Genomic DNA, 18,403 nt, shown 5'->3' on the forward strand with positions numbered 1-18,403 from the left:
AAATTGTATCGTTCCATTGAACTTATTCGATCGGCAACCGTAATGCTAAAGTCTATGTATGAATTTTGCAATAGTTATAATGTGAATATGTTTTGTATCGATTTCGACACCATACAGAACATACGGAATCTATTCGATGTAAATCAACATAATAAATATAATCGCTATTTTATAGATTTATATCGAATCGTGTGTCCTGAAAATATAGACCAAGCAAATAATGATTCGATGGTTGACATAGTTAATGCGGCCATCAGTGAATCTTTAAAACAGGAATATCGACAACTATTAAATCCAGGCAGATTAATTGCAGAACTGGATAACTTTAAAATAAATCTGCCAATCTGCCTAAATAGAATAGGTGCTATATATAATAAACTTTCATTCTGCTCTGGCTATGTTGACGTAGTCAATAGTTCAATCAATAATCTGGCACAAATATCAAAAAATATCATGTCGATCCGTGAAGATATATCCAGGTTTATATTCGATGACATACATGAGTTGGAAAAAAATATGGACACTATAACTTTCATCCTAGCCAAGCATGATAATGAAGGATGGTTCAGAAAAAAAATCAGCAATAGGTTTGGTGGCAACAGAAACCCGTTTAGTGTTGTTAAAGAGACTATCGAAAAGATCCGTTCAATGCTTAAACTGCTTATCGGATCTTATAACGATTACAAATTCAACACACTTCATGGTTGCCTGAACAATCTAGAAGAATGGATCTCCTCGGATCCGCAAAAGCATGTCCTAAGAATCAAAATTAATCCGCCTGGTTAAAATTCGAAAGATTACTACCCACAACAATCCTATAATTAATCAGGATAACCGGTAGATAGTTGTGGACGAATGCACCGATTCAACAAAAAATGATTGACAGTACAAAACCGTACCCTAGCTTTTGTATTTGTTTGATGAAAACGACCTTGGTTAGTAAAGAAAGCAGCAGATCCAGCAGTTTATGGTATGTAGTCGATGCTAGTAATGTGGTTTTAGGCAAGCTCGCTGTTAAAATTGCCAATATTTTACGCGGAAAGGATAGACCTATATTCGCTCATCATATCGACTGTGGTGGCTTTGTCATAGTTACGAATGCAGGCAGTGTAAAAACAACCGGTGAAAAAAATAGTAAGAAAAAATATATGTTCTATTCCATGTATAAAGGGAATGAGAAGCGTTTTAGTTTAGAAGCTATGCGTAAACGTAATCCTGAATTTATAATAAAACATGCGGTGCAGGGTATGCTGCCCAGGAACAGACTTTCCAATGAACTTCTCAAAAAACTGAAGGTATATCGGGGTAATGAACATCCCCATGAGGCTCAACAACCAGTAACTCTAACGTCCTTCTAGTAATGGCTATCGATTCTATTCAAGAGTTTGTGTCTATCGGCAGAAGAAAGACTGCCCGAGCCAGGGTTCGTCTGTCACCAGGAACAGGGAAAATCAAGGTGAATGGCAAAGATTTTGCCGAATATTTTCCCAATGAAGCTGAGCAAAAAGCAGCTTTGGCATCGTTGACCTTGGTTGAGAAGACTGACAAAGTTAACATTCGCATCCTTGTGGACGGAGGCGGTAAAAATGGCCAGGCCGGAGCTGTATGTCTAGGCATCGCCAGAGCCCTTCAGCTCATGGATAGTGGATTGAGATCCAAATTAAAAATGGCTGGACATTTGACAAGGGACGCTCGCATGCGCGAAAGGAAGAAACCAGGGCAGCCGGGAGCAAGAAAAAGATTTCAGTTTTCAAAACGCTAGTTGCTCCACTAGTATAGGTTGTATTTCATGATTTGATCATAAAGGCTGATTTGGCTTTTTTAGGTTATATTTTTGTTTAGAAGATCGCAAATTTGTGCATAATATCGGGGAATTCGTATATGCACATAGAAAATTTTAAAGTTTTCATCGATATAATCGAGACTAAAAGCTTTTCTAACGCCGCGAAACTAAACCATTTAACTCAATCAGCGGTCAGTCAAAAGCTACATACCATGGAGCAATACTTTGGAACTAACCTGATCGACAAGACGCACAAGTCATTAACCTTGACCCAGCAGGGCCAAAAACTACTCCAGCATGCAAAAAAAATTGTAACAAACTACTCATCACTTCGTGGTGAGCTAAATAATATAAATGGGAAAGTCAACGATAAACTACTTATTGGGACAACCTATATCATTGGTATGTACATAATTCCTCCCTATATTAGCGACTTTTTGAGGTCATCAAGATCAACCAAAATCCAGCTAATGTACTATTCTAATCATGAAAAAATCTGCGAGGACCTAATGGCTGATGTCATAGATGTTGGTATCATAGAAGGAGATATCAAAAGCGCAGACATAAAAACACATGCTTTTGGCGAAGAAGAACTGGTAATCATAAGCTCAAAAATGTCGAAATTATATGGCAACAAAGAGATAGATCCTTTTGAATTAGAAAATATGGCTTTTGTAAAATTTTTACAAAATTCACCTAATCGGAATATAATCGATAACATACTCAGTTCAAACAACATAAATACTCGAACATCCACAGAATTCGATAATATAGATTTGATAAAATGTGCCGTTGAAGCCAATCTCGGACCATCGATCGTCCCGATTTCTTCGGTATATATGGAACTGGATAAACAGGTGTTTTACTGTTCGAGGATAAAGGATACAAAAATGCCATGCGTGTTGTCGTTTTTTTATAAAAAAGACAGTTATGTAACATCAGCAATGAACGTATTTTTCGCTATATTGAAGGGAGACATCAACTTCCTGCACATTGGCAACACTCTTGAAGATAGCTAAGCGAAAACAAGCCAACCATGAAAAATAGCAATGGACACAGACAAAACCTGCGAGAAAGATTTCTGAAGGCCGGCTTTGATTGTTTTGCAGAACATGAAATTCTAGAGCTGCTATTAACATTATGCATTCCAAGAAAAGATGTTAAGACCCAGGCCAAGGAATTACTACAACGGTTCGGCTCGTTAAGTGAGGTTTTAGATGCTGATATTGAAAAATTGCAGGAAATAAAAGGCATAGGTAAAACCACGGCCATCGCCCTCCATATTATAAGGAACGCCGCCGCGCTGTACTTGCAAAAATCGGCGGAAAACACCAGGGTAAAATTCGACACAACCTCAAAATTGGAAAATTTTTGGCAAATAAGGATTGGCCATTTAAACCACGAAGTGTTCGAGGTCGCCTACTTGGATAAGCAGTTGCGTCTGCTCAGGAACGGAATAGAAAGAATAGAAGAGGGAATCATCGACCGAGCTAACGTATTCCCTCGCAAGATAATAGAACATTCCATAAGAAAAGGAGCCTGCGGAATTGTTCTCGCGCATAATCACCCATCCGGCTCGGAACGGCCATCGGTCTCCGATGAGCGCATAACCAAATCCATCGTGTACATATGCAATTCACTTTGCATTCGCGTCCTAGACCATATAATAGTCGCTCGAAATTCGGTATTTTCGTTTAGAAGAGCCAACTTGTTGTAGTTAAACATCTTAGTATTTTATTCAAAAGGCACTTTTCCTTCTAATCAGGTTATCCACATAATCTCTCAGCTCTTCCAGCTGGGACCTTGGCCTATGGGATAATAAATCGGTCACCCGATCCAAAAAGTCTGCGGGAGAATAATTTGCAGTCTCGAGCAGGTATAGCAAAATGCCATCTCGATGGATACGGTAGGATTTCCTTTTCTCCATGCCTTTCGGAGTCCGGCCGTTGGCCACGTGGCCAAGGATTTTTTGGTTATCAAAGGCATCCCGAACGTATTGGTCTGTCTTACCTATTATTGATGCCATCTCCTTGGGCGAAAACCAGTTTTGGTGCGGAACCATAAATCCAAAATGATTATTATCGTTAACATTCATATTTCATCCTTATAAAAAAAATTTATCACATAACCCTGACATGGACAGTTTTATGGCCCTGATATTGCGATCCACTTTTCCGAGGGCAGCAGCATACTCGCGAAGTTTTGTTGCAGTGGTTTTATTTGGGATAAAGTCAGCAATAATGTCATATAATTCGACCCTATCGCTGACTTTTTCAGATTCCAGTTTCGTAAGAATATACTCGATTAACTTATATACTGGGTCTTTCATTTCATCTTTTGGTTCTATGAATTGGGCAGTTCACAGATATAAATCTATCACCTATTGATTTATTGAGGATAGAACTAATTGCTAAAAAACAAATTATTGTTATCATATCTCTCTATGATATGTAATTTTTACACTTTTTAGCAAAAATCAAACAAATTCTATCTTTAAGTAGAAAAATTTTATGAAGCACAAAAGAATAAGGGACAGTAGCTTCGGGCTAAGATTCAGGATATTGCTTGGGTATCATAACCTAACGCTTAGAGACATAAGCGAAGCAACTGGTGCAGCTGTCTCCACTGTCAGCACATGGAAAAATGGAAGAATTCCATCTTCCGAAAAAATTCTAGAAAAAATTGCAAAATTATTCCATGTAACCAAGGAATATCTGACAAACGGTCATAACTGGGACTCCTATGCCGAACGGCCTGTGGCTAAATTGAATGAAATCATTAAGGAAATAGCCGGATCCGAGGCCAAGAAATGTGACAAAGAAAGCTTGAGAGCCAAAATAGAAAAACACTTTTCCGAATACTTGAACCGGGCTGAAACAACACGTTACGGCTTGGAACATACATGGATAGAGATCACGAAACGTTTTCCACTCAGCTTTTTTGATGACATTCCTCCTGGACACGACAGATTAGCCGATGAGGATGAAAAGTTTTAGAAATTAAAAGTTTTTGATAAAAAATCTGAACATATCAAAAAATTTAACGTCTCATATAATGTGAGGGAGAAATTCTCTCGTGTTCCTAAAGTTTAGTTTTATTCCTCGGATCGTCGCTAGTCGTCGGTCCGTAGTTTTTTACAATACAGCTAGCGATTTTTAAAGCTGACCCGTATTGCAACACTTCGCCCCGGGCATTTTCTTTCATAAATAGCTTACCTCCAGGCATTTCGACAATGACGTCATTTCCACAGATGTTCAACTTTTTTGATACGGCAAAGGCGGCACAGGCACCACTGCCAGAGGCCAGGGTATAGCCCACACCGCGTTCCCATATCTGTATCTGTATCAATGAGTTCGATATCACCTTCAGGAATTGCACATTGGTCCGCCGAGGGAACAGTGGCAATCTTTCCACCAGTGGGCCGATCCTTTTTGTATTATCAACATCGAGATCATCCACATAGATCACGCAATGGGGATTTCCAAAGGACAGGGCATGCAACTCTACCACTTGACCATCAATGTGTTGCAAAAAATCTGCCGGAGCAGGAATGTTTGTGTCGCTGAACCTCGGCCTTCCCATATTCACACATATTTCATCGCCAAATTTACTGCACCTAGACTCACCTGATGGCGTAGTTATAACCAGCTCGTCCGCCGACGTAATTCCTTCGTCCCAAACGAATTTCGCGAATATCCTCAGGCCGTTACCACTCTTCTCGGCAACGCTAGCATCCGGATTGAATATCTCAAGCTTGAACCTGTTGTCACCGAGTCTGTTACCGATCAGTACTCCGTCAGAGCCAATGCCATAATGACTGTCACAGACGGTCCTTATGGTGGGAGCGTCCAACCCCCTGCCATCCTCATCTCTAAATATCAAGTAGGCATTCCCGAGGGCCTGATATTTTTCAAACATCAACACGATTGCGGGTTATAACCGCCACAAAAATGCTTGGCAACCAAAATATATTTGTTGCTAATGGGCTCTGTCGCTATTCATTACGAAACAATGAAAATATTTCTACCGGATTTTCCATTTTCTTCAAAAAATTTTACATTTTTCTATGGTTGGATGATTTTATTCGTCTCGACGATGGCAAAACTGGCAAGTCTTCCTGGGCACGTCGCCGGAATATGCGCATTTATAGAACCATTGATGAGCAGGTTGTGCATCAGCAGGAACGGCATAAGCACAATTTATGCGATTTGTTCCATCCTGTCAGTGTCTTTTTTGCCATTTTTTGGCAGCAAATGCGATAGGATTGGGCCACGCAAAGCTCTGACAATTACATTGGCCTCTTTCGGGTTCTCTATGTTGTTGCTAGGGTTAATACTTAGCGAACACATACCATTAATACATCTGTCAAAAATTCTAAACATTACAATCCTGTCCCTTGGCGTTTTTGCACTTAAGTTCTTTGGTCAGAACCTGATACCAATGTTCAGTAGAATAATTCTACTTAATTGGTTTGAGAAAAAAAAATGCATAATGTTGGGTATCTCTGGCATATTTTTATCCATCGGCTTTGGCATCGCTCCAAGTTTATTTAACTCGTTGATAGACAATGTTGGAATAGAATTTTCCTGGATAATAATCGCTGGCCTGATCCTGCTGGTCTTTACGCCAATCATATGGTTGTTCGGGCGAGACCACCCTGCGCAATTTGCCCTAACCCTGGATGGAGGCGAGTCCAACGAGAAAATCTGTCCAGACAAAGACATCTATCAGGCCATAAAATCCCCAGCATTTTGGCTGTTTACATTGGCCGGATCGATGGTCACGCTCCTAGGAACGGGGATACAATTCCATGTGGTCGACATCTTCCGGGAGTTTGGTTATGAAAAACAAAACGCGTTTAATTTTTTTAAACCTGTCTCCCTGGTGAGCGCACTTATGAGTCTAATATTCAGCTGGTTACAAGACAAAGTATCCCTGAAATACGGACTAATGTTATCATTTTTAATACAGATTTTATTATTAACAACGCTGGAATTCGGCAAAACCGATCTTGCCTACTATCCTCTCGTATTTTTCATGGGGTGCAACTACGGGATGTACACCATCATGCTGTCAGCACCCTGGGCAAGATTGTTCGGCCGCAAGCACTTAGGAAACATAATTGGCTTTGTTTCCCTAAGCGTTTCGATATTTAATGCCGTTAGCCCATACCTTATGAGCCTGTCAAAATCCATATTTTCAACCTATTTGATCGCCACGAGATGCTTCATGGTTCTGGCCATAATCCTATTTTTGGCATCGATATTTTTTACAAAAGCATCGGATATGGACTGAGCTAATTTTTTGGATTATATATAGATATGTACGAAAACCTTAGTTTTAAAATCACGCACACAGACAGTTCTTCCTGGGCACGATGCGGGTTACTTAAAACACCGCACGGCACCCTGGAGACCCCGAATTTTATCTTTTGCGCAACAAAAGGCGCCATGAAATCCCTTACAACGCAACAGGTTAAAGAAGCAGGTGCGGATATAATACTGTGCAACACCTATCATCTTTTCTTGCAACCCGGCGGCGGCTTTGTTCAAAAACACGGCGGGTTACATAAGATGTTGAATTGGAACGGCCCAATGCTCACCGATTCGGGAGGATTCCAAATATTTAGCTTTGGTCACGGCGGGATTAGCGCCGAACTCAAGGGAACTAGCAATCAAGCCAGACCGAAAACACTTCTCAAAATAGATGAAACCGGCGCGACATTCCGATCCTATGTGGATGGCCAGGTTCGTGTTCTGACACCGGAGGCGTCGATAAAAACCCAGTGCCAGCTCGGCGCTGACATAATTCTGGCGCTGGACGAATGTGCTCCGATCCGCGCGGATAAAAGCTACAACGAGCGTTCGATGAACCTGAGCCATCGCTGGGAACTGCGGTGCCTCGGTGAGTTTAAAAAATACGATACATCGATGCAGGCCCTGTATGGTGTAATCCAAGGTGGTGTGTATGAAGATCTTAGAAAACTAAGTGCGGAATTCGTCCGCAGCAACGACTTCTTCGGCCAGGCCATAGGCGGAAGCCTCGGAAAATCAAAAGCCCATATGCATGAAATTATAAGACTTACATGTCAACACATTGATAAGCAAAGACCTACGCATCTTCTTGGCATAGGAGGAATGAGCGATATCATCAATGGCATCGCCGGCGGGATAGATACCTTCGATTGCGTTCATCCGATGAGATTGGCCAGACATGGAGGCGCACTTCTTGAACCACAACATTGTGATGGAAAAGAGTTTATCAACATCAAGAATTCTAAATTCTCTGGAGATCTATCGCCAATTCAGGAAAACTGCAGCTGCTATTGCTGTAAAAATTTTACCAAAGCCTATATTCATTATCTGTTCAAAGCAAAAGAACTTCTTGGAGGCCAACTACTTGCAATACATAATACGGCGTTTATGAGCAACTTCTTAAAAGAAATAAGGGCAGCGATAAAAGCCGGAGCATTTGGCTCTATCATGAAAAGGTGGAATATTGTTGCACCCTGATCAATCTACCGATATCTCTTGACCGGAGAAGAACTTACGTAATATCTTTGCACGCATGATATCGCGAAACTCTGGCAGAGCAGCTTCATCGGAAAACACCATCAGGTGGCCTTTTTGGATTTCCAGCATATACCTATCTATGCCGTTTCGATAGGACAACGGCAAAATTTCTCGCTCCGAAGCCAGCCTCATCCAGGATAAAAGCTCGAAAGCTTCACTACCTCCGATCTTGTAGCAGGATCGCAAAATTCCGTAGGCTCTGCAAATTTTGTCCAAAATAAAAGACCTCGCCGACTTGAATATCCTGTCTCTCGCCAAATTTTCATGTTCCGTAACTGTCTTAGCCACATGCTCCATTTTCATTATTATGTCCTGTTCAGACAACCCCAGCGTGTGTTGATTCGACAGCTGAAAAATGTTACCGAAAGCGTTCGTGCCCTCGCCCAGAACGCCCCTGACCGTAACACCGATCTTATTGAGCGCACCTATGGTATGCTGAATTTGCTTATCTATCACCAGGCCAGGGAGATGCATCATGACCGAAGCCCTCATCCCGGTGCCAATATTTGTCGGGCAGGCGGTCAAATAACCAAGCCTTTTGTCAAAAGCAAAATCGCCGCCATCTAGATTGTCATCGATCGCACCTATAACAGTCCAAAGGGCCTTCAATCCCATGCCACCTCTAAGTGCTTGTATACGAAGATGATCTTCCTCATTTACCATGATCGAAATGGTCTGATCATTGCTGCAAGCCACGCAGGCACTGGGCAGCGACAGCTCCTTGCTTATGATATAATGTTCGCATAGGGCAAGTTTTTCATGGTCTTTCAACTCATTGATCCTGAAAAAAACACCGTCACTTAACTGCTTCAGTTTAATTAACTTAGACTCCGCCACCGAGGCAATACTATCACGCTCTGCATCGCTGGCCCAATGCGGAAATCTATGGCTAATCAGGTTTCGCGCCAGCCTGATTCTTGAGCTCAAAACCACATCCTTTTGCTGGCCAACGTCGCCAAAAAATTTACCACTACTCAGCAAAAACTGTTTTACACTTTTCATCAAAATTGCGACCTCAACTGGTCCCTTAGTTTTGCTGCATCTTCAAATCGTTCTTCTGCTATCGCCCGTTTCATGGCCTCTTCAAGGGATTCCCGTGAATCATTCAAGTTGGTATTCAAAGACTTATCATCCATATGGCCAGGAATTTTTCCAATATGCTTCGTACTTTTTTGCAAATTTTCGATGGTTTTTATCATGAAATCATACATCCCTGAGTAACATTTCGGACAGCCAACAAACCCGGTTTCTTTATAATTTGACAGCGAAAAACCACAGCCATCGCAGCTGCAAACCGGACTAAAAGATAGCGCTTGCATCTTGCTGATCAGTGCACTGCCAATATTCTTAAGTATCGATAAATGAGGAACATCTGACTCAAATATGCCACATTTCTGGGCACAGGCATTGCACAAAGATATCTCCTGCATGCTGTCGTTCACAATCTGCGTCATCTGCACCATCGCAGGGTTTCCACAAAGGTAACATTTACTATCCATGACTACCGATAATATGACCCGTAAAATTAATGCAATCAATCAAAATCATTATTGTTTTAACTTACTGATAGCCTTCATGTTAAGGTAATAACGATAGACACCGTTCACAATTGCCAACGCGGTCTTTTCTAGATTACCCTGTGCCGTAAACAGCCTAGCAACAGTGTCATTTGAAAGAAACTCCACCTCCACAAGCACTCCCGGACAGCTGAGACCTTTCAAAACACCAAACCTGGCATGCTTGACCCCGCGATCATCGAATTTTAATCGCTGCTTCATCGAATACAGCATTGAATAGCCAGCAACCGTGTTCCAATGATCAAACCGGTTTCCCGGCAGAGCTATTGAATCAGAAGTCGTTTTCTTAGAACTAGAAGAAGATGGCTGCCCCGGCGGAGTCAATGTAAAAATTTCCACACCTCTCACGGATTTAGTATTGGCCGAATTGAAATGTATGCTCAAAAAAAGATCTGCTTTTGCCCTGTTTGCCGCATTCACCCTATCGGCCAACTCCAGGTGAGCATCGCTGTTCCTTGTAAGGATCGCATTGAATCCCAATGTCTTAAGTTCAGTCTGCACAATCTTTGCAACGGCCAGGGTTAAATTTTTTTCTTCCAACTTATAACCGCGATTAGTCGTACCACTATCCCTGCCACCATGGCCAGGATCGATAACAATGGTCTTTAATCCGGGAACGGAATTTGCGATGGATCTAGGAGCAAACATCGGCTGGACATATAACTTGTAATCGTCTATGGCGATATATAACTTTTTCTGTTGCAAGAGGATAGGGCTGCCAATAAAAATTTTACAATCGTTATAATAGAAATACCTATCCTTCGAAACAAACTTTGCCGATATGTCGGACTTGGAAATGGTCGCACTGTAATTGGATGAACAAATTTTAGCATCCAAATCCTTTGCCACGGAGTCCAGCGTAACATACTCTGTCCCAGCGCTTTTTATGCAGACCAACCCAGGTTTTTGACCCACGTCGGCCCGGAACAGCTTCCCCTGGCAATTTATGACAAAAACCAGGCAGATAATAACAACAAAAGTGGACAATAACAGACGAACGGACATAGGCTACAATTCAAGCCCGTTATTAAGATCTTTTATGTTATCGGTGGCAACCTTTTTTTTGTGCGACCTAACCGGCGATAAGCTCAACGTAATCAGGCGCCCGGCCAATCTTGGCTCGTTGTCAGGCGTGCCAAATTCCTTAACATCTTCAATCACTTTCTTTATCAGATCAAAGCCCAGGCCAATAAGGTCCATCTCACGCCCCCTAAAAACCACACCTATTTTGACTTTGCTGCCGTCGGCCAGAAAAGCCAACACATGTCTCAGTTTAGTTTGGTAATCATGCTCTTCGGTGCAAAAGCGAAATTTTACTTCCTTAACCTTAGCCGTCGCACTTTTACCAGATTTTTGCTTTTTCCCCTCGTCATACTTGTACTTGCCAAAATCTACGATCTTGCACACCGGAGGGATTGCATTTGCACTAACCTCTACAAGATCAAGACCTTCTTGCTTAGCTATGGCTATGGCCGCGGAAACTTCCATCACACCAAGCGGCAGCCCGTCAGAACCTATCACACGAACTTCCTTTGCCTTAATTTTTTCGTTTTTTCTGGTATAATTTTTCCACGGGCCTTTCTTGCCGAAACCACCGCCTCTAAATGAAACATTTGCCATTAATATATCAACCCAATCTGCGACAGATATCTGTCTAATTTTTTAGTAATTTGACATTTTTTCAATCCAATATTTATAGGTGATTTACCCGGCAACGAACATCTCGTTTTTCCAGTGCGGCTTACTAAACATACACATAATAAATGGAAAAATAACACTCAACAGGTTGCCGATGATCATCACAGTAACATACAAGAACATATTATCAATATGCAACTCACCCGGAGGTATGAATCCAACAAAATAACACGCTAAACATACCAATATACCAATAATACATACAACTATCATGCCCACATTACCAAAGGGCACCTTATAACTTCTCGTCACCGCCGGGAACTTATACCTAAGTACCACGGCCGCAACAAACATCAAAATATACATCAGAAGCAGCGACTGGGTTGAAAACGCGACCAAAACCCAAAAACAGGTTTCCACCGAATCCCACAGGACGAACAACATGGAAAACAGAGTTATAATACCTGCCTGGAATATCATTATCGCCGATGGCATCCCTACTTCGTTCACCTTCTGCAACATCGGAGGCAGATTGCCTGTCCGTGCCGTAGCCAACATGCCCCGGGCTGGCCCGGCAATCCAGGTCACAAACCAAGCTACCACACCAAACACCATCATTCCGGCCATCACAGGACTTAGCCATTTCAATCCAAATCCGGACAGCAACACATCCATCGCATTGATCACGCCGGTTTCCAGAGTCAAACATTCTTTTGGAACTGCTATGGCAATTGCCATGGAGCCAAATGCATACAGACCAAAAACCAACAGCGATGATATCAAAATAGCCCTTGGGAAATTTTTCTGAGGATTAGCCACATCCCGGGTATGGACAGCAGACACCTCTAGGCCAGCAAACCCTAGCATCACATTCAAAAACAATACCCATTGGGCCGGCTCGGCCAACGGTGGAACAATCCTGGAAGCGTTAAACTCAATATTTGAATGTTTGCCTGTCACAAGCCATAGGCCTCCTAGAGCTATGATCACAAACCCAGGAATAAATGTACCAAAAATACTCCCGATGTTAGTTATCGCCGTTGCAACCCGCATTCCTTTCATCGTCACCAGGGTTCCAATCCATATTGTAACCAAAATAACGCCAAGTACATAGATGTTGTTATGAGCCAGGGACGGAATACCCACCGCATAGGAAAGCACTCCAGCCAGGTAGACCAGCGAAACCGGAATTGTCACAAAATTTGAAAAATTTTGCAGCCAAACGGCTAAAAATCCGATCCTGTTACCCAGCGCCTTGCCTACCCAGTTAAAAATACCGCCATCCTCGGGAAATCCTGTGGCCAATTCCGCCGAAACCAGCGCAGTCGGTATCAGAAACGTCACCATTGCAACGCCATAAAAAAACAACATCGACATTCCGTAGACAGCCATCGCCGGCAAATTCCTAAGATTCGCTACGGTGGCAAAGGTCATCATAGCTAGAGAAAATACGCTAATACCCGCCGTCCAAGTTATGTGACCACTAGAATCCACCCCCTTGCACTGAATAACACCCACTGACATCTGTCAAGAATATCTAGCCATTAGAAAACAAAAATCATGAAAGCAACGCAGAACTTATCGCATAACACAGGAAAAATAAGGACAGAAAAAATCTTACACTCACAGCCATCGACTTTATATAATTTATAAAAAAATAAAAAAATCAACATTTTTGTATTTTTTTATGTTAAATTGGTCCGGGCCAACTAATCTCCGATTTTAACAGCAGAAAAATCCATGAATGAGGTCATATATTACGCCATAAAAGCCCTTGAAGATCTGCGTGATAGCGGACATGAGAGCATTCCAATCAGCGGTGAAAACATAGAATTTTTATTGTCGCTGATCAACGATGGCCAAAGAGAGGATTACAGCTCTCTGAATTCCATCGACAGGGCCAGTGAAGCCAACGCCATGGCCGACAATGCTGGATCAAACCCGATTACACCCAACACCATCCAGAACATTGAACCACCGGTTAACGGCTCCATCAACCTACCCGAGGGAACCAAGCAGGAGCAATGGAACTGGCTGCGAAACAAAGTCCTTAGCTGTCCGGTATGCAATGCCCAGGTTAATCCTGGGAAAAAAATTGTATTCGGCGTTGGAAATCTCGATGCGGATATCTTTCTATGTGGAGAAGCACCAGGTGCCGATGAAGAGATTGTTGGTGAACCATTTGTAGGTCGCGCAGGCCAATTGCTAACAAAAATCATCACCGCCATGGGCATAGGTCGGGAGGATGTTTATATAGGAAATATAATGAATTGGCGGCCCAAAATGCCGACAAAGACTGGCAATAGACCACCGACAAAAGAGGAAATGCAATTCTGCCTGCCCTATCTATGCGCCCAGCTGCAAATAGTAAAACCAAAAGTTATCCTGGCCCTGGGCGCAACCGCCGTGAATGGACTGCTTGGCCAGGATGACTCCCGAAGAATTTCCGATATCAGAGGCAAGTGGCTGGAATTCAATGGAATAAAACTAATACCAACCTTCCATCCATCCTATGTTTTGAGAAATAACAGCAACCAAACCAAACGGCTGGTCTGGGAGGATTTTATGAAGGTCATGGAGTTCCTAGGCCTACCGATATCAGACAAGCAACGAAAATTCTTCACCTAACAGTGAACTTATCTTTGACAAACCGCCCATCGATAGACAATATTTGCCGACGGCTAAGTATTGTAAGACCAATACAATGAGAAAGTTAAAGAAAGTTTTAATCGAATTATTCCTGGCACTTATGGTGGTTCTGGTCTATTTTGCCTTAAAATATAGAACAGTCTTCAGCCACCGGGCATTCCCTGGAATGAAAAACAATTCGGCCGCCGAATATATGGATAAAAAAACCAAAGCCGAGCCACTGATAGACAGGGCTCGGGAAACGCTTGAAACATGCCTAAGGTTCTTGAACGCCAAGGCTTTTGACCATGAAGTAGAAGAGCAAAAGCAACTTCTTCTTAAACAAAGAAACGACGTACCTTTGCCCTGCAGAGAATCATTTAATACATTCGTGTTTTTTGTGGATGAAATAATAAATGAAGATGTTATGGATATAGCTCGAATGGGCATAAATAATCTCGACAAGGCATTGTACGATGCTTTCAACGATTTGATAACCAGCTATGCATCCTATCTTAACGATCAACCTGGACACGAAAATTTCCAAAAAGCCGCCAAGATGGATTCCAATTAATTTCAATCATTAAATGGTACCCGCTGGTTTGTTTTCTGCAGCAACGGCTTCATTTTTTGTCGGATCATCTTTAGACTGTCCGCCACGTTCAATGGTCAAAGCTTTTTCGAAATCCGTGCTTAGCATCACCGAAGGCTTGGTTTCATTTTTATTTTGAGCCACTGGATTTTTAGGTTTTGGATCCAATGGTTTTTCGGCTACACTGTCCAATGTGCCGCGATTATTGTTCACCTGGACATAGCGTCCATCATTATTTACAATTTGTGAAAACTGTGATTCTGTCATAATTTACTCCTGCTTATAATTACAAAAATCAGTATAATATTTTTTTTACTTGAGGCAACCATTTATAAACATAAAATTATAATTGACCATGAAAGCGCAGGGCATAAACATAAAATCGAAGTTGGTTGCTTTTATTCTGATTACGATTTTTTTAATAAATTCACGGATTGAAGCTGTAGATAAACCGGTTAATGTCGAGGATAGGGTTCATAGTGCTGAGGACAAGGTTCATAGTGTCGAGGACAAGGTTCATAGCGCCGAGGATAGGGTTCATTTGGAAAAAATAAAATTCGCCAAAAACAGACTTCTTGTGGCGATGAAGCGTTGGGGAGAAATAAAAATCAATATAAGGGCAGTGGCAGCCAACCCCAAGGCCGAGTGGGTAGATGATTGCAGAATAAAACTATACATCGGCTATAATGGTCTTGGGAAAAACGGTAAGATGTTGGCATTCAAATCGTCATGCAAAATATTTACCTTACCAAACAACTCCACGCAAAGCATATATTTCTACCTTCCCGGTGACCTGAGAAAGCGCTATAAATTAACACAAGATCCTGATTTCTATACTGTTAGAATAACGGTTGATGGGGTGAAAATGCCACTTGGGGAACTGGAATGTAGCCAATCTCTCAAAACTCCGAAACAACGAGAAGATTTTTACAAAAAAATCAAAAAAGAGGCAAGTTTGCTTGAGTCAGCGCTTTGCAATGCTAACCAACTACCTCCCTATGCCGATCTAAAGGTCGACAGCCAGCCCACTCTACGGCGGAATTAGTTGGAAAAATAATCAGACATCCGTGTATTTTAGGCCATTTTCGCATTCATCGATGGGTCTATCCAGCCAATTAACCGACAGATATCTTCCGATGTTGCAGCCAAAGGCAATTTTTTTCACCCGGAGCTTTGTCCTGTGTTTTGTTACTTCATCAACCATATCTATTTCTGTCATCACCCATTGGCCATCGATTTTTTTAAATCTCAGCAGATCCATTTTCTTTAATAAATTATCCTGTTTATCAAAGTATTCCACCCTTATAATCGCACCGTAAGATGTACAGAATGAGATACGTACATATCCGACATTGGCCAAGCCAACAGCCTGACCAGGGCCTGGTTCAAGTTTGAACTGCTGGGTCTGCAGCCCAAGGACATTTTTCGGCCCAAGATAGGTAAACTTATCCCAAAAAATGAATGAAAACCCCATATCTGCTGGCGTAAAAATAAACCCTGGGATTATCTGGTCATAGATACTATCGGGTGGACTGGTGACTTTGTTATCAACATCACATAACAGCCCTAGCCAGGGCAAAACCAGTTTCATAGGGCTCAACGGCGGCAACAACCTGTGGACCAACAACCCAAGCCTGGCCAGGATCACCGGAACACCGGATATTCTGCCATGATAATGCAGCACCATCGACGGAGAAGGGGAATTAACCAGGTTCAACAACAACGAATATTTTTGGCCCGGCACATCCAGCCTCATTGATCTATTGTTTCCTGTCTCTGTGCCAGATATGAAACAGGTCTCAGGTTTTTTCTTTGAATCCTTCGACCGGTGTTCCAAGTCAAAAACAAAGGAATAGCTCCCCAGCGACTGTTTTTTAAGCTTTTCCAACTCAAGCTCTGCCTGTTTTGGTGTCAAAGTCGGTATAAACGACCTACGCACCATGGATGCATTCGATGCACAAACCAAGACGATTATGGCCAGGGTAGATAGAGCACGGTTCGGGTACTTATTCACCCTCATTGTCGAATGAATCATCGTAAGTATCCTCGGAATCGGAAAAACCCGAATCATCGTAGTATTCGCCGAGCTCACCGAGGAAATTATCACCTTCCGCGGTAATGGGTTCTGAAACAGGTTCCGAATCACCGGCCGAATATGAATACAAGTCCTCCTTGGCATCGTTGGAATCCGTACCGGGCTCACCTGTCTCAGCACTTTTCCCGAGGCTATTCTCTTCCACCGTAGTAGCTTTCGTGTCATCAGCCACCTCGGTGACAGCCATTTTCTTTGGAATAATCTCATCGGCCTTTCCCGGTTTATGTTCCCGGGCCATGTAGATCATAGCCAACAGAAACGCCGCCAGATAAAAAAATCCTACACACCATTTTGTCCATCTCGCCAACACATTGACCGCATCTCCACCAAATACCGCTGTCACGGAACCCTCTCCCAATGTGGCACCTAGGCCGGTTTCTTCGTTTGGCCGCTGCATCAATATGATCATCACAATAAACATACTGACCAATACCAAAGCCAGGGTCAGGACAACTATAAAAAACATGCTCATAATAGAATAGGCATTAACCCTAATAGAATTTAGAAATTTTCAAGCAATAATCTGTTTATCTTCGGTGGTTCTAGGCCACGCGCCAGGTAAGCCGTTCTGAAATGCAATTTTGCAAACTCTCCAAGTCTATCATCACCGAACTTTTCGACCAATTTCCTGGCCTGCTCAAGGGTCTGTTTACCAGCACCTTTTTGTAATTTTTCTCCGGCGAGCTTCGACAGCTCAGCCATCTGCCTAACATACTCAGCCCTTGCAACTATCGACGCTGCAGCCACCACCGGATCCCTCTCGGCTTTGGTCTGCATATCAAGAGTGAAGCCATCCGCATCCTTGAGGTATCGCTGAACCAAGGGAGCCTTCGAAAATTGATCCAACAGACCGCGGCTGACCGGCCGCAGCTGCAATGCGCCCAAAAGCGACCGCGAATGCATCCAGGCCAGCAATCGATTCATGTTAGAACCGAATGAAAGGTATAACTCATTGTATTTCTTCATGCTAAGAACCATCTTCTGGCAAACGACACCTTTCTGCGCATGGATCCTCGAATCCAGATCCAAAATAATATTTTCTGAATGAATTTTTTTACTATCTTTAACACCTTTGGCCAGCAATGACTTAATCGCACCTGGGCCGGCTATGACACAGGCCGTGACCAGTGGCCCAAAAAGATCACCTTTGCCGCTCTCGTCCAGGCCTGCATGCTCTTGGAACCAAAGTGGATCCGCCTCATCGTTAGACCCAAAATTAAACTCCATGGTTATTTCGGGCTCCAGCACAAAGGTGATAAATTCTTCGGTTTCCTTCCCCTGGATGACGGTCTTGCCGCTATTATAATGTACAATATTGATACCGTTGCCCTTAAATGCGAAATCAGCATAGGCTACCTGGTACCGATCCCAGGACCTGGCCAAACAATATTCCTTAAGCTTCAAAGCCTGTTGTGCTGTGAGTTCTATCGAATAAACGCAATTCTTTTTTTTATCCATCGATGGCGGCGCACCAAATGCGATTAGCAATAATTTAATAAATAGATCCTAGTACAATAA

23 protein-coding genes are annotated in these 18,403 nt (G+C 42.5%); 11 read left to right on the forward strand and 12 right to left on the reverse strand.

Annotation, left to right across the window (positions count from 1 at the left end; translation table 11 throughout):
* From LBB20_00215 to radC, 5 genes are all read left to right on the forward strand, one after another.
* The coding region (locus tag LBB20_00215) for a hypothetical protein (protein ID MDR2735257.1) at positions 1–786 on the forward strand (786 nt) is incomplete at its 5' end.
* Between the two features lie 134 nt (positions 787–920).
* Positions 921–1,358, forward strand: coding sequence for a 50S ribosomal protein L13 (rplM, locus tag LBB20_00220; GenBank protein MDR2735258.1), 438 nt, complete (start codon positions 921–923; stop codon positions 1,356–1,358).
* A gap of 2 nt (positions 1,359–1,360) precedes the next feature.
* Entirely contained in the window at positions 1,361–1,762 is a 402-nt protein-coding gene (rpsI, locus tag LBB20_00225; protein ID MDR2735259.1) for a 30S ribosomal protein S9, read from the forward strand.
* A gap of 119 nt (positions 1,763–1,881) precedes the next feature.
* Positions 1,882–2,802: a LysR family transcriptional regulator gene (locus tag LBB20_00230; GenBank protein ID MDR2735260.1), complete on the forward strand. Its 921-nt coding sequence runs from the start codon at positions 1,882–1,884 to the stop codon at positions 2,800–2,802.
* Between the two features lie 17 nt (positions 2,803–2,819).
* On the forward strand, positions 2,820–3,500 hold the full coding sequence (gene radC, locus LBB20_00235) for a DNA repair protein RadC (protein ID MDR2735261.1): 681 nt from the start codon (positions 2,820–2,822) through the stop codon (positions 3,498–3,500).
* Between the two features lie 21 nt (positions 3,501–3,521).
* Here the strand turns inward: radC and LBB20_00240 are convergent, their stop codons facing one another.
* Together LBB20_00240 and LBB20_00245 are read right to left on the reverse strand one after the other, a co-directional pair.
* The gene (locus LBB20_00240) at positions 3,522–3,878 is read right to left on the reverse strand and encodes a hypothetical protein (GenBank protein ID MDR2735262.1); all 357 of its coding nucleotides are present in this window, start codon (positions 3,876–3,878) and stop codon (positions 3,522–3,524) included.
* Between the two features lie 9 nt (positions 3,879–3,887).
* Positions 3,888–4,112: a hypothetical protein gene (locus LBB20_00245; GenBank protein MDR2735263.1), complete on the reverse strand. Its 225-nt coding sequence runs from the start codon at positions 4,110–4,112 to the stop codon at positions 3,888–3,890.
* 181 nt (positions 4,113–4,293) lie between these two features.
* Here LBB20_00245 and LBB20_00250 point away from each other — a divergent pair, with 181 nt between their 5' ends.
* Positions 4,294–4,779, forward strand: coding sequence for a helix-turn-helix domain-containing protein (locus LBB20_00250; protein MDR2735264.1), 486 nt, complete (start codon positions 4,294–4,296; stop codon positions 4,777–4,779).
* Between the two features lie 85 nt (positions 4,780–4,864).
* Here the strand turns inward: LBB20_00250 and dapF are convergent, their stop codons facing one another.
* A complete protein-coding gene (dapF, locus tag LBB20_00255) occupies positions 4,865–5,701 on the reverse strand; it encodes a diaminopimelate epimerase (protein ID MDR2735265.1) in 837 nt (278 codons plus the stop codon).
* A gap of 93 nt (positions 5,702–5,794) precedes the next feature.
* On the opposite strand from dapF, the gene LBB20_00260 reads away from it, so the two are divergent.
* Complete coding sequence (locus LBB20_00260; protein MDR2735266.1) at positions 5,795–7,078, forward strand: MFS transporter; 1,284 nt, start codon at positions 5,795–5,797, stop codon at positions 7,076–7,078.
* A 26-nt stretch (positions 7,079–7,104) separates the two neighbouring features.
* Positions 7,105–8,295, forward strand: a complete 1,191-nt coding sequence (tgt, locus tag LBB20_00265; GenBank protein ID MDR2735267.1) for a tRNA guanosine(34) transglycosylase Tgt — start codon at positions 7,105–7,107, stop codon at positions 8,293–8,295.
* Here tgt and LBB20_00270 read toward each other — a convergent pair whose 3' ends face one another.
* The 5 genes from LBB20_00270 to LBB20_00290 form a co-directional block, all read right to left on the reverse strand.
* The gene (locus LBB20_00270) at positions 8,296–9,357 is read right to left on the reverse strand and encodes an ATP--guanido phosphotransferase (protein MDR2735268.1); all 1,062 of its coding nucleotides are present in this window, start codon (positions 9,355–9,357) and stop codon (positions 8,296–8,298) included.
* Positions 9,357–9,854: a UvrB/UvrC motif-containing protein gene (locus LBB20_00275; GenBank protein MDR2735269.1), complete on the reverse strand. Its 498-nt coding sequence runs from the start codon at positions 9,852–9,854 to the stop codon at positions 9,357–9,359. Before LBB20_00275 ends, LBB20_00270 begins: the two co-directional genes overlap by 1 nt.
* A gap of 48 nt (positions 9,855–9,902) precedes the next feature.
* Positions 9,903–10,937, reverse strand: coding sequence for an N-acetylmuramoyl-L-alanine amidase (locus tag LBB20_00280; GenBank protein MDR2735270.1), 1,035 nt, complete (start codon positions 10,935–10,937; stop codon positions 9,903–9,905).
* A gap of 3 nt (positions 10,938–10,940) precedes the next feature.
* Complete coding sequence (gene infC / locus LBB20_00285; protein MDR2735271.1) at positions 10,941–11,552, reverse strand: translation initiation factor IF-3; 612 nt, start codon at positions 11,550–11,552, stop codon at positions 10,941–10,943.
* Positions 11,553–11,636: 84 nt separating this feature from the next.
* On the reverse strand, positions 11,637–13,094 hold the full coding sequence (locus LBB20_00290; protein MDR2735272.1) for an amino acid permease: 1,458 nt from the start codon (positions 13,092–13,094) through the stop codon (positions 11,637–11,639).
* Positions 13,095–13,310: 216 nt separating this feature from the next.
* Here LBB20_00290 and LBB20_00295 point away from each other — a divergent pair, with 216 nt between their 5' ends.
* Together LBB20_00295 and LBB20_00300 are read left to right on the forward strand one after the other, a co-directional pair.
* Positions 13,311–14,198, forward strand: coding sequence for a hypothetical protein (locus LBB20_00295; GenBank protein ID MDR2735273.1), 888 nt, complete (start codon positions 13,311–13,313; stop codon positions 14,196–14,198).
* Positions 14,199–14,274: 76 nt separating this feature from the next.
* The gene (locus LBB20_00300) at positions 14,275–14,772 is read left to right on the forward strand and encodes a hypothetical protein (GenBank protein MDR2735274.1); all 498 of its coding nucleotides are present in this window, start codon (positions 14,275–14,277) and stop codon (positions 14,770–14,772) included.
* 9 nt (positions 14,773–14,781) lie between these two features.
* Here LBB20_00300 and LBB20_00305 read toward each other — a convergent pair whose 3' ends face one another.
* The gene (locus LBB20_00305) at positions 14,782–15,057 is read right to left on the reverse strand and encodes a hypothetical protein (protein ID MDR2735275.1); all 276 of its coding nucleotides are present in this window, start codon (positions 15,055–15,057) and stop codon (positions 14,782–14,784) included.
* Between the two features lie 88 nt (positions 15,058–15,145).
* Between LBB20_00305 and LBB20_00310 the strand changes: the two genes are divergently transcribed.
* Positions 15,146–15,835, forward strand: a complete 690-nt coding sequence (locus LBB20_00310; GenBank protein MDR2735276.1) for a hypothetical protein — start codon at positions 15,146–15,148, stop codon at positions 15,833–15,835.
* Positions 15,836–15,847: 12 nt separating this feature from the next.
* On the opposite strand, the gene LBB20_00315 is transcribed toward LBB20_00310, so the two are convergent.
* Genes LBB20_00315 through rnhC form a run of 3 tightly spaced genes read right to left on the reverse strand, consistent with a single transcriptional unit; the run spans position 15,848 to position 18,343 of the window.
* Complete coding sequence (locus LBB20_00315) at positions 15,848–16,804, reverse strand: outer membrane lipoprotein-sorting protein (protein MDR2735277.1); 957 nt, start codon at positions 16,802–16,804, stop codon at positions 15,848–15,850.
* Positions 16,797–17,357 carry a preprotein translocase subunit SecG gene (gene secG / locus LBB20_00320; GenBank protein ID MDR2735278.1) on the reverse strand — a complete coding sequence of 187 codons (561 nt, stop codon included), beginning with the start codon at positions 17,355–17,357 and terminating at the stop codon, positions 16,797–16,799. The genes LBB20_00315 and secG overlap by 8 nt, the downstream gene beginning before the upstream one ends.
* Before the next feature lie 29 nt (positions 17,358–17,386).
* Positions 17,387–18,343: a ribonuclease HIII gene (gene rnhC, locus LBB20_00325; GenBank protein MDR2735279.1), complete on the reverse strand. Its 957-nt coding sequence runs from the start codon at positions 18,341–18,343 to the stop codon at positions 17,387–17,389.
* Positions 18,344–18,403: the final 60 nt, after the last annotated feature.

Source organism: Puniceicoccales bacterium, from assembly GCA_031283585.1.
GTDB lineage: Bacteria > Verrucomicrobiota > Verrucomicrobiia > Opitutales > LL51 > JAIRTH01.

Excerpts from the sequence above, each read along its gene's own strand:
- rplM (MDR2735258.1), top strand. The coding sequence starts at position 921 with ATGAAAACGACCTTGGTTAGTAAAGAAAGCAGCAGATCCAGCAGTTTA.
- tgt (MDR2735267.1), top strand. The coding sequence starts at position 7,105 with ATGTACGAAAACCTTAGTTTTAAAATCACGCACACAGACAGTTCTTCC.
- radC (MDR2735261.1), top strand. The coding sequence starts at position 2,820 with ATGAAAAATAGCAATGGACACAGACAAAACCTGCGAGAAAGATTTCTG.
- dapF (MDR2735265.1), bottom strand. The coding sequence starts at position 5,701 with ATGTTTGAAAAATATCAGGCCCTCGGGAATGCCTACTTGATATTTAGA.
- infC (MDR2735271.1), bottom strand. The coding sequence starts at position 11,552 with ATGGCAAATGTTTCATTTAGAGGCGGTGGTTTCGGCAAGAAAGGCCCG.
- LBB20_00310 (MDR2735276.1), top strand. The coding sequence starts at position 15,146 with ATGAAAGCGCAGGGCATAAACATAAAATCGAAGTTGGTTGCTTTTATT.
- LBB20_00250 (MDR2735264.1), top strand. The coding sequence starts at position 4,294 with ATGAAGCACAAAAGAATAAGGGACAGTAGCTTCGGGCTAAGATTCAGG.
- LBB20_00230 (MDR2735260.1), top strand. The coding sequence starts at position 1,882 with ATGCACATAGAAAATTTTAAAGTTTTCATCGATATAATCGAGACTAAA.
- LBB20_00280 (MDR2735270.1), bottom strand. The coding sequence starts at position 10,937 with ATGTCCGTTCGTCTGTTATTGTCCACTTTTGTTGTTATTATCTGCCTG.
- LBB20_00240 (MDR2735262.1), bottom strand. The coding sequence starts at position 3,878 with ATGAATGTTAACGATAATAATCATTTTGGATTTATGGTTCCGCACCAA.
- rpsI (MDR2735259.1), top strand. The coding sequence starts at position 1,361 with ATGGCTATCGATTCTATTCAAGAGTTTGTGTCTATCGGCAGAAGAAAG.
- LBB20_00260 (MDR2735266.1), top strand. The coding sequence starts at position 5,795 with ATGAAAATATTTCTACCGGATTTTCCATTTTCTTCAAAAAATTTTACA.
- LBB20_00300 (MDR2735274.1), top strand. The coding sequence starts at position 14,275 with ATGAGAAAGTTAAAGAAAGTTTTAATCGAATTATTCCTGGCACTTATG.
- LBB20_00295 (MDR2735273.1), top strand. The coding sequence starts at position 13,311 with ATGAATGAGGTCATATATTACGCCATAAAAGCCCTTGAAGATCTGCGT.
- LBB20_00305 (MDR2735275.1), bottom strand. The coding sequence starts at position 15,057 with ATGACAGAATCACAGTTTTCACAAATTGTAAATAATGATGGACGCTAT.
- secG (MDR2735278.1), bottom strand. The coding sequence starts at position 17,357 with ATGAGCATGTTTTTTATAGTTGTCCTGACCCTGGCTTTGGTATTGGTC.
- LBB20_00275 (MDR2735269.1), bottom strand. The coding sequence starts at position 9,854 with ATGGATAGTAAATGTTACCTTTGTGGAAACCCTGCGATGGTGCAGATG.
- LBB20_00290 (MDR2735272.1), bottom strand. The coding sequence starts at position 13,094 with ATGTCAGTGGGTGTTATTCAGTGCAAGGGGGTGGATTCTAGTGGTCAC.
- LBB20_00245 (MDR2735263.1), bottom strand. The coding sequence starts at position 4,112 with ATGAAAGACCCAGTATATAAGTTAATCGAGTATATTCTTACGAAACTG.
- LBB20_00270 (MDR2735268.1), bottom strand. The coding sequence starts at position 9,357 with ATGAAAAGTGTAAAACAGTTTTTGCTGAGTAGTGGTAAATTTTTTGGC.
- rnhC (MDR2735279.1), bottom strand. The coding sequence starts at position 18,343 with ATGGATAAAAAAAAGAATTGCGTTTATTCGATAGAACTCACAGCACAA.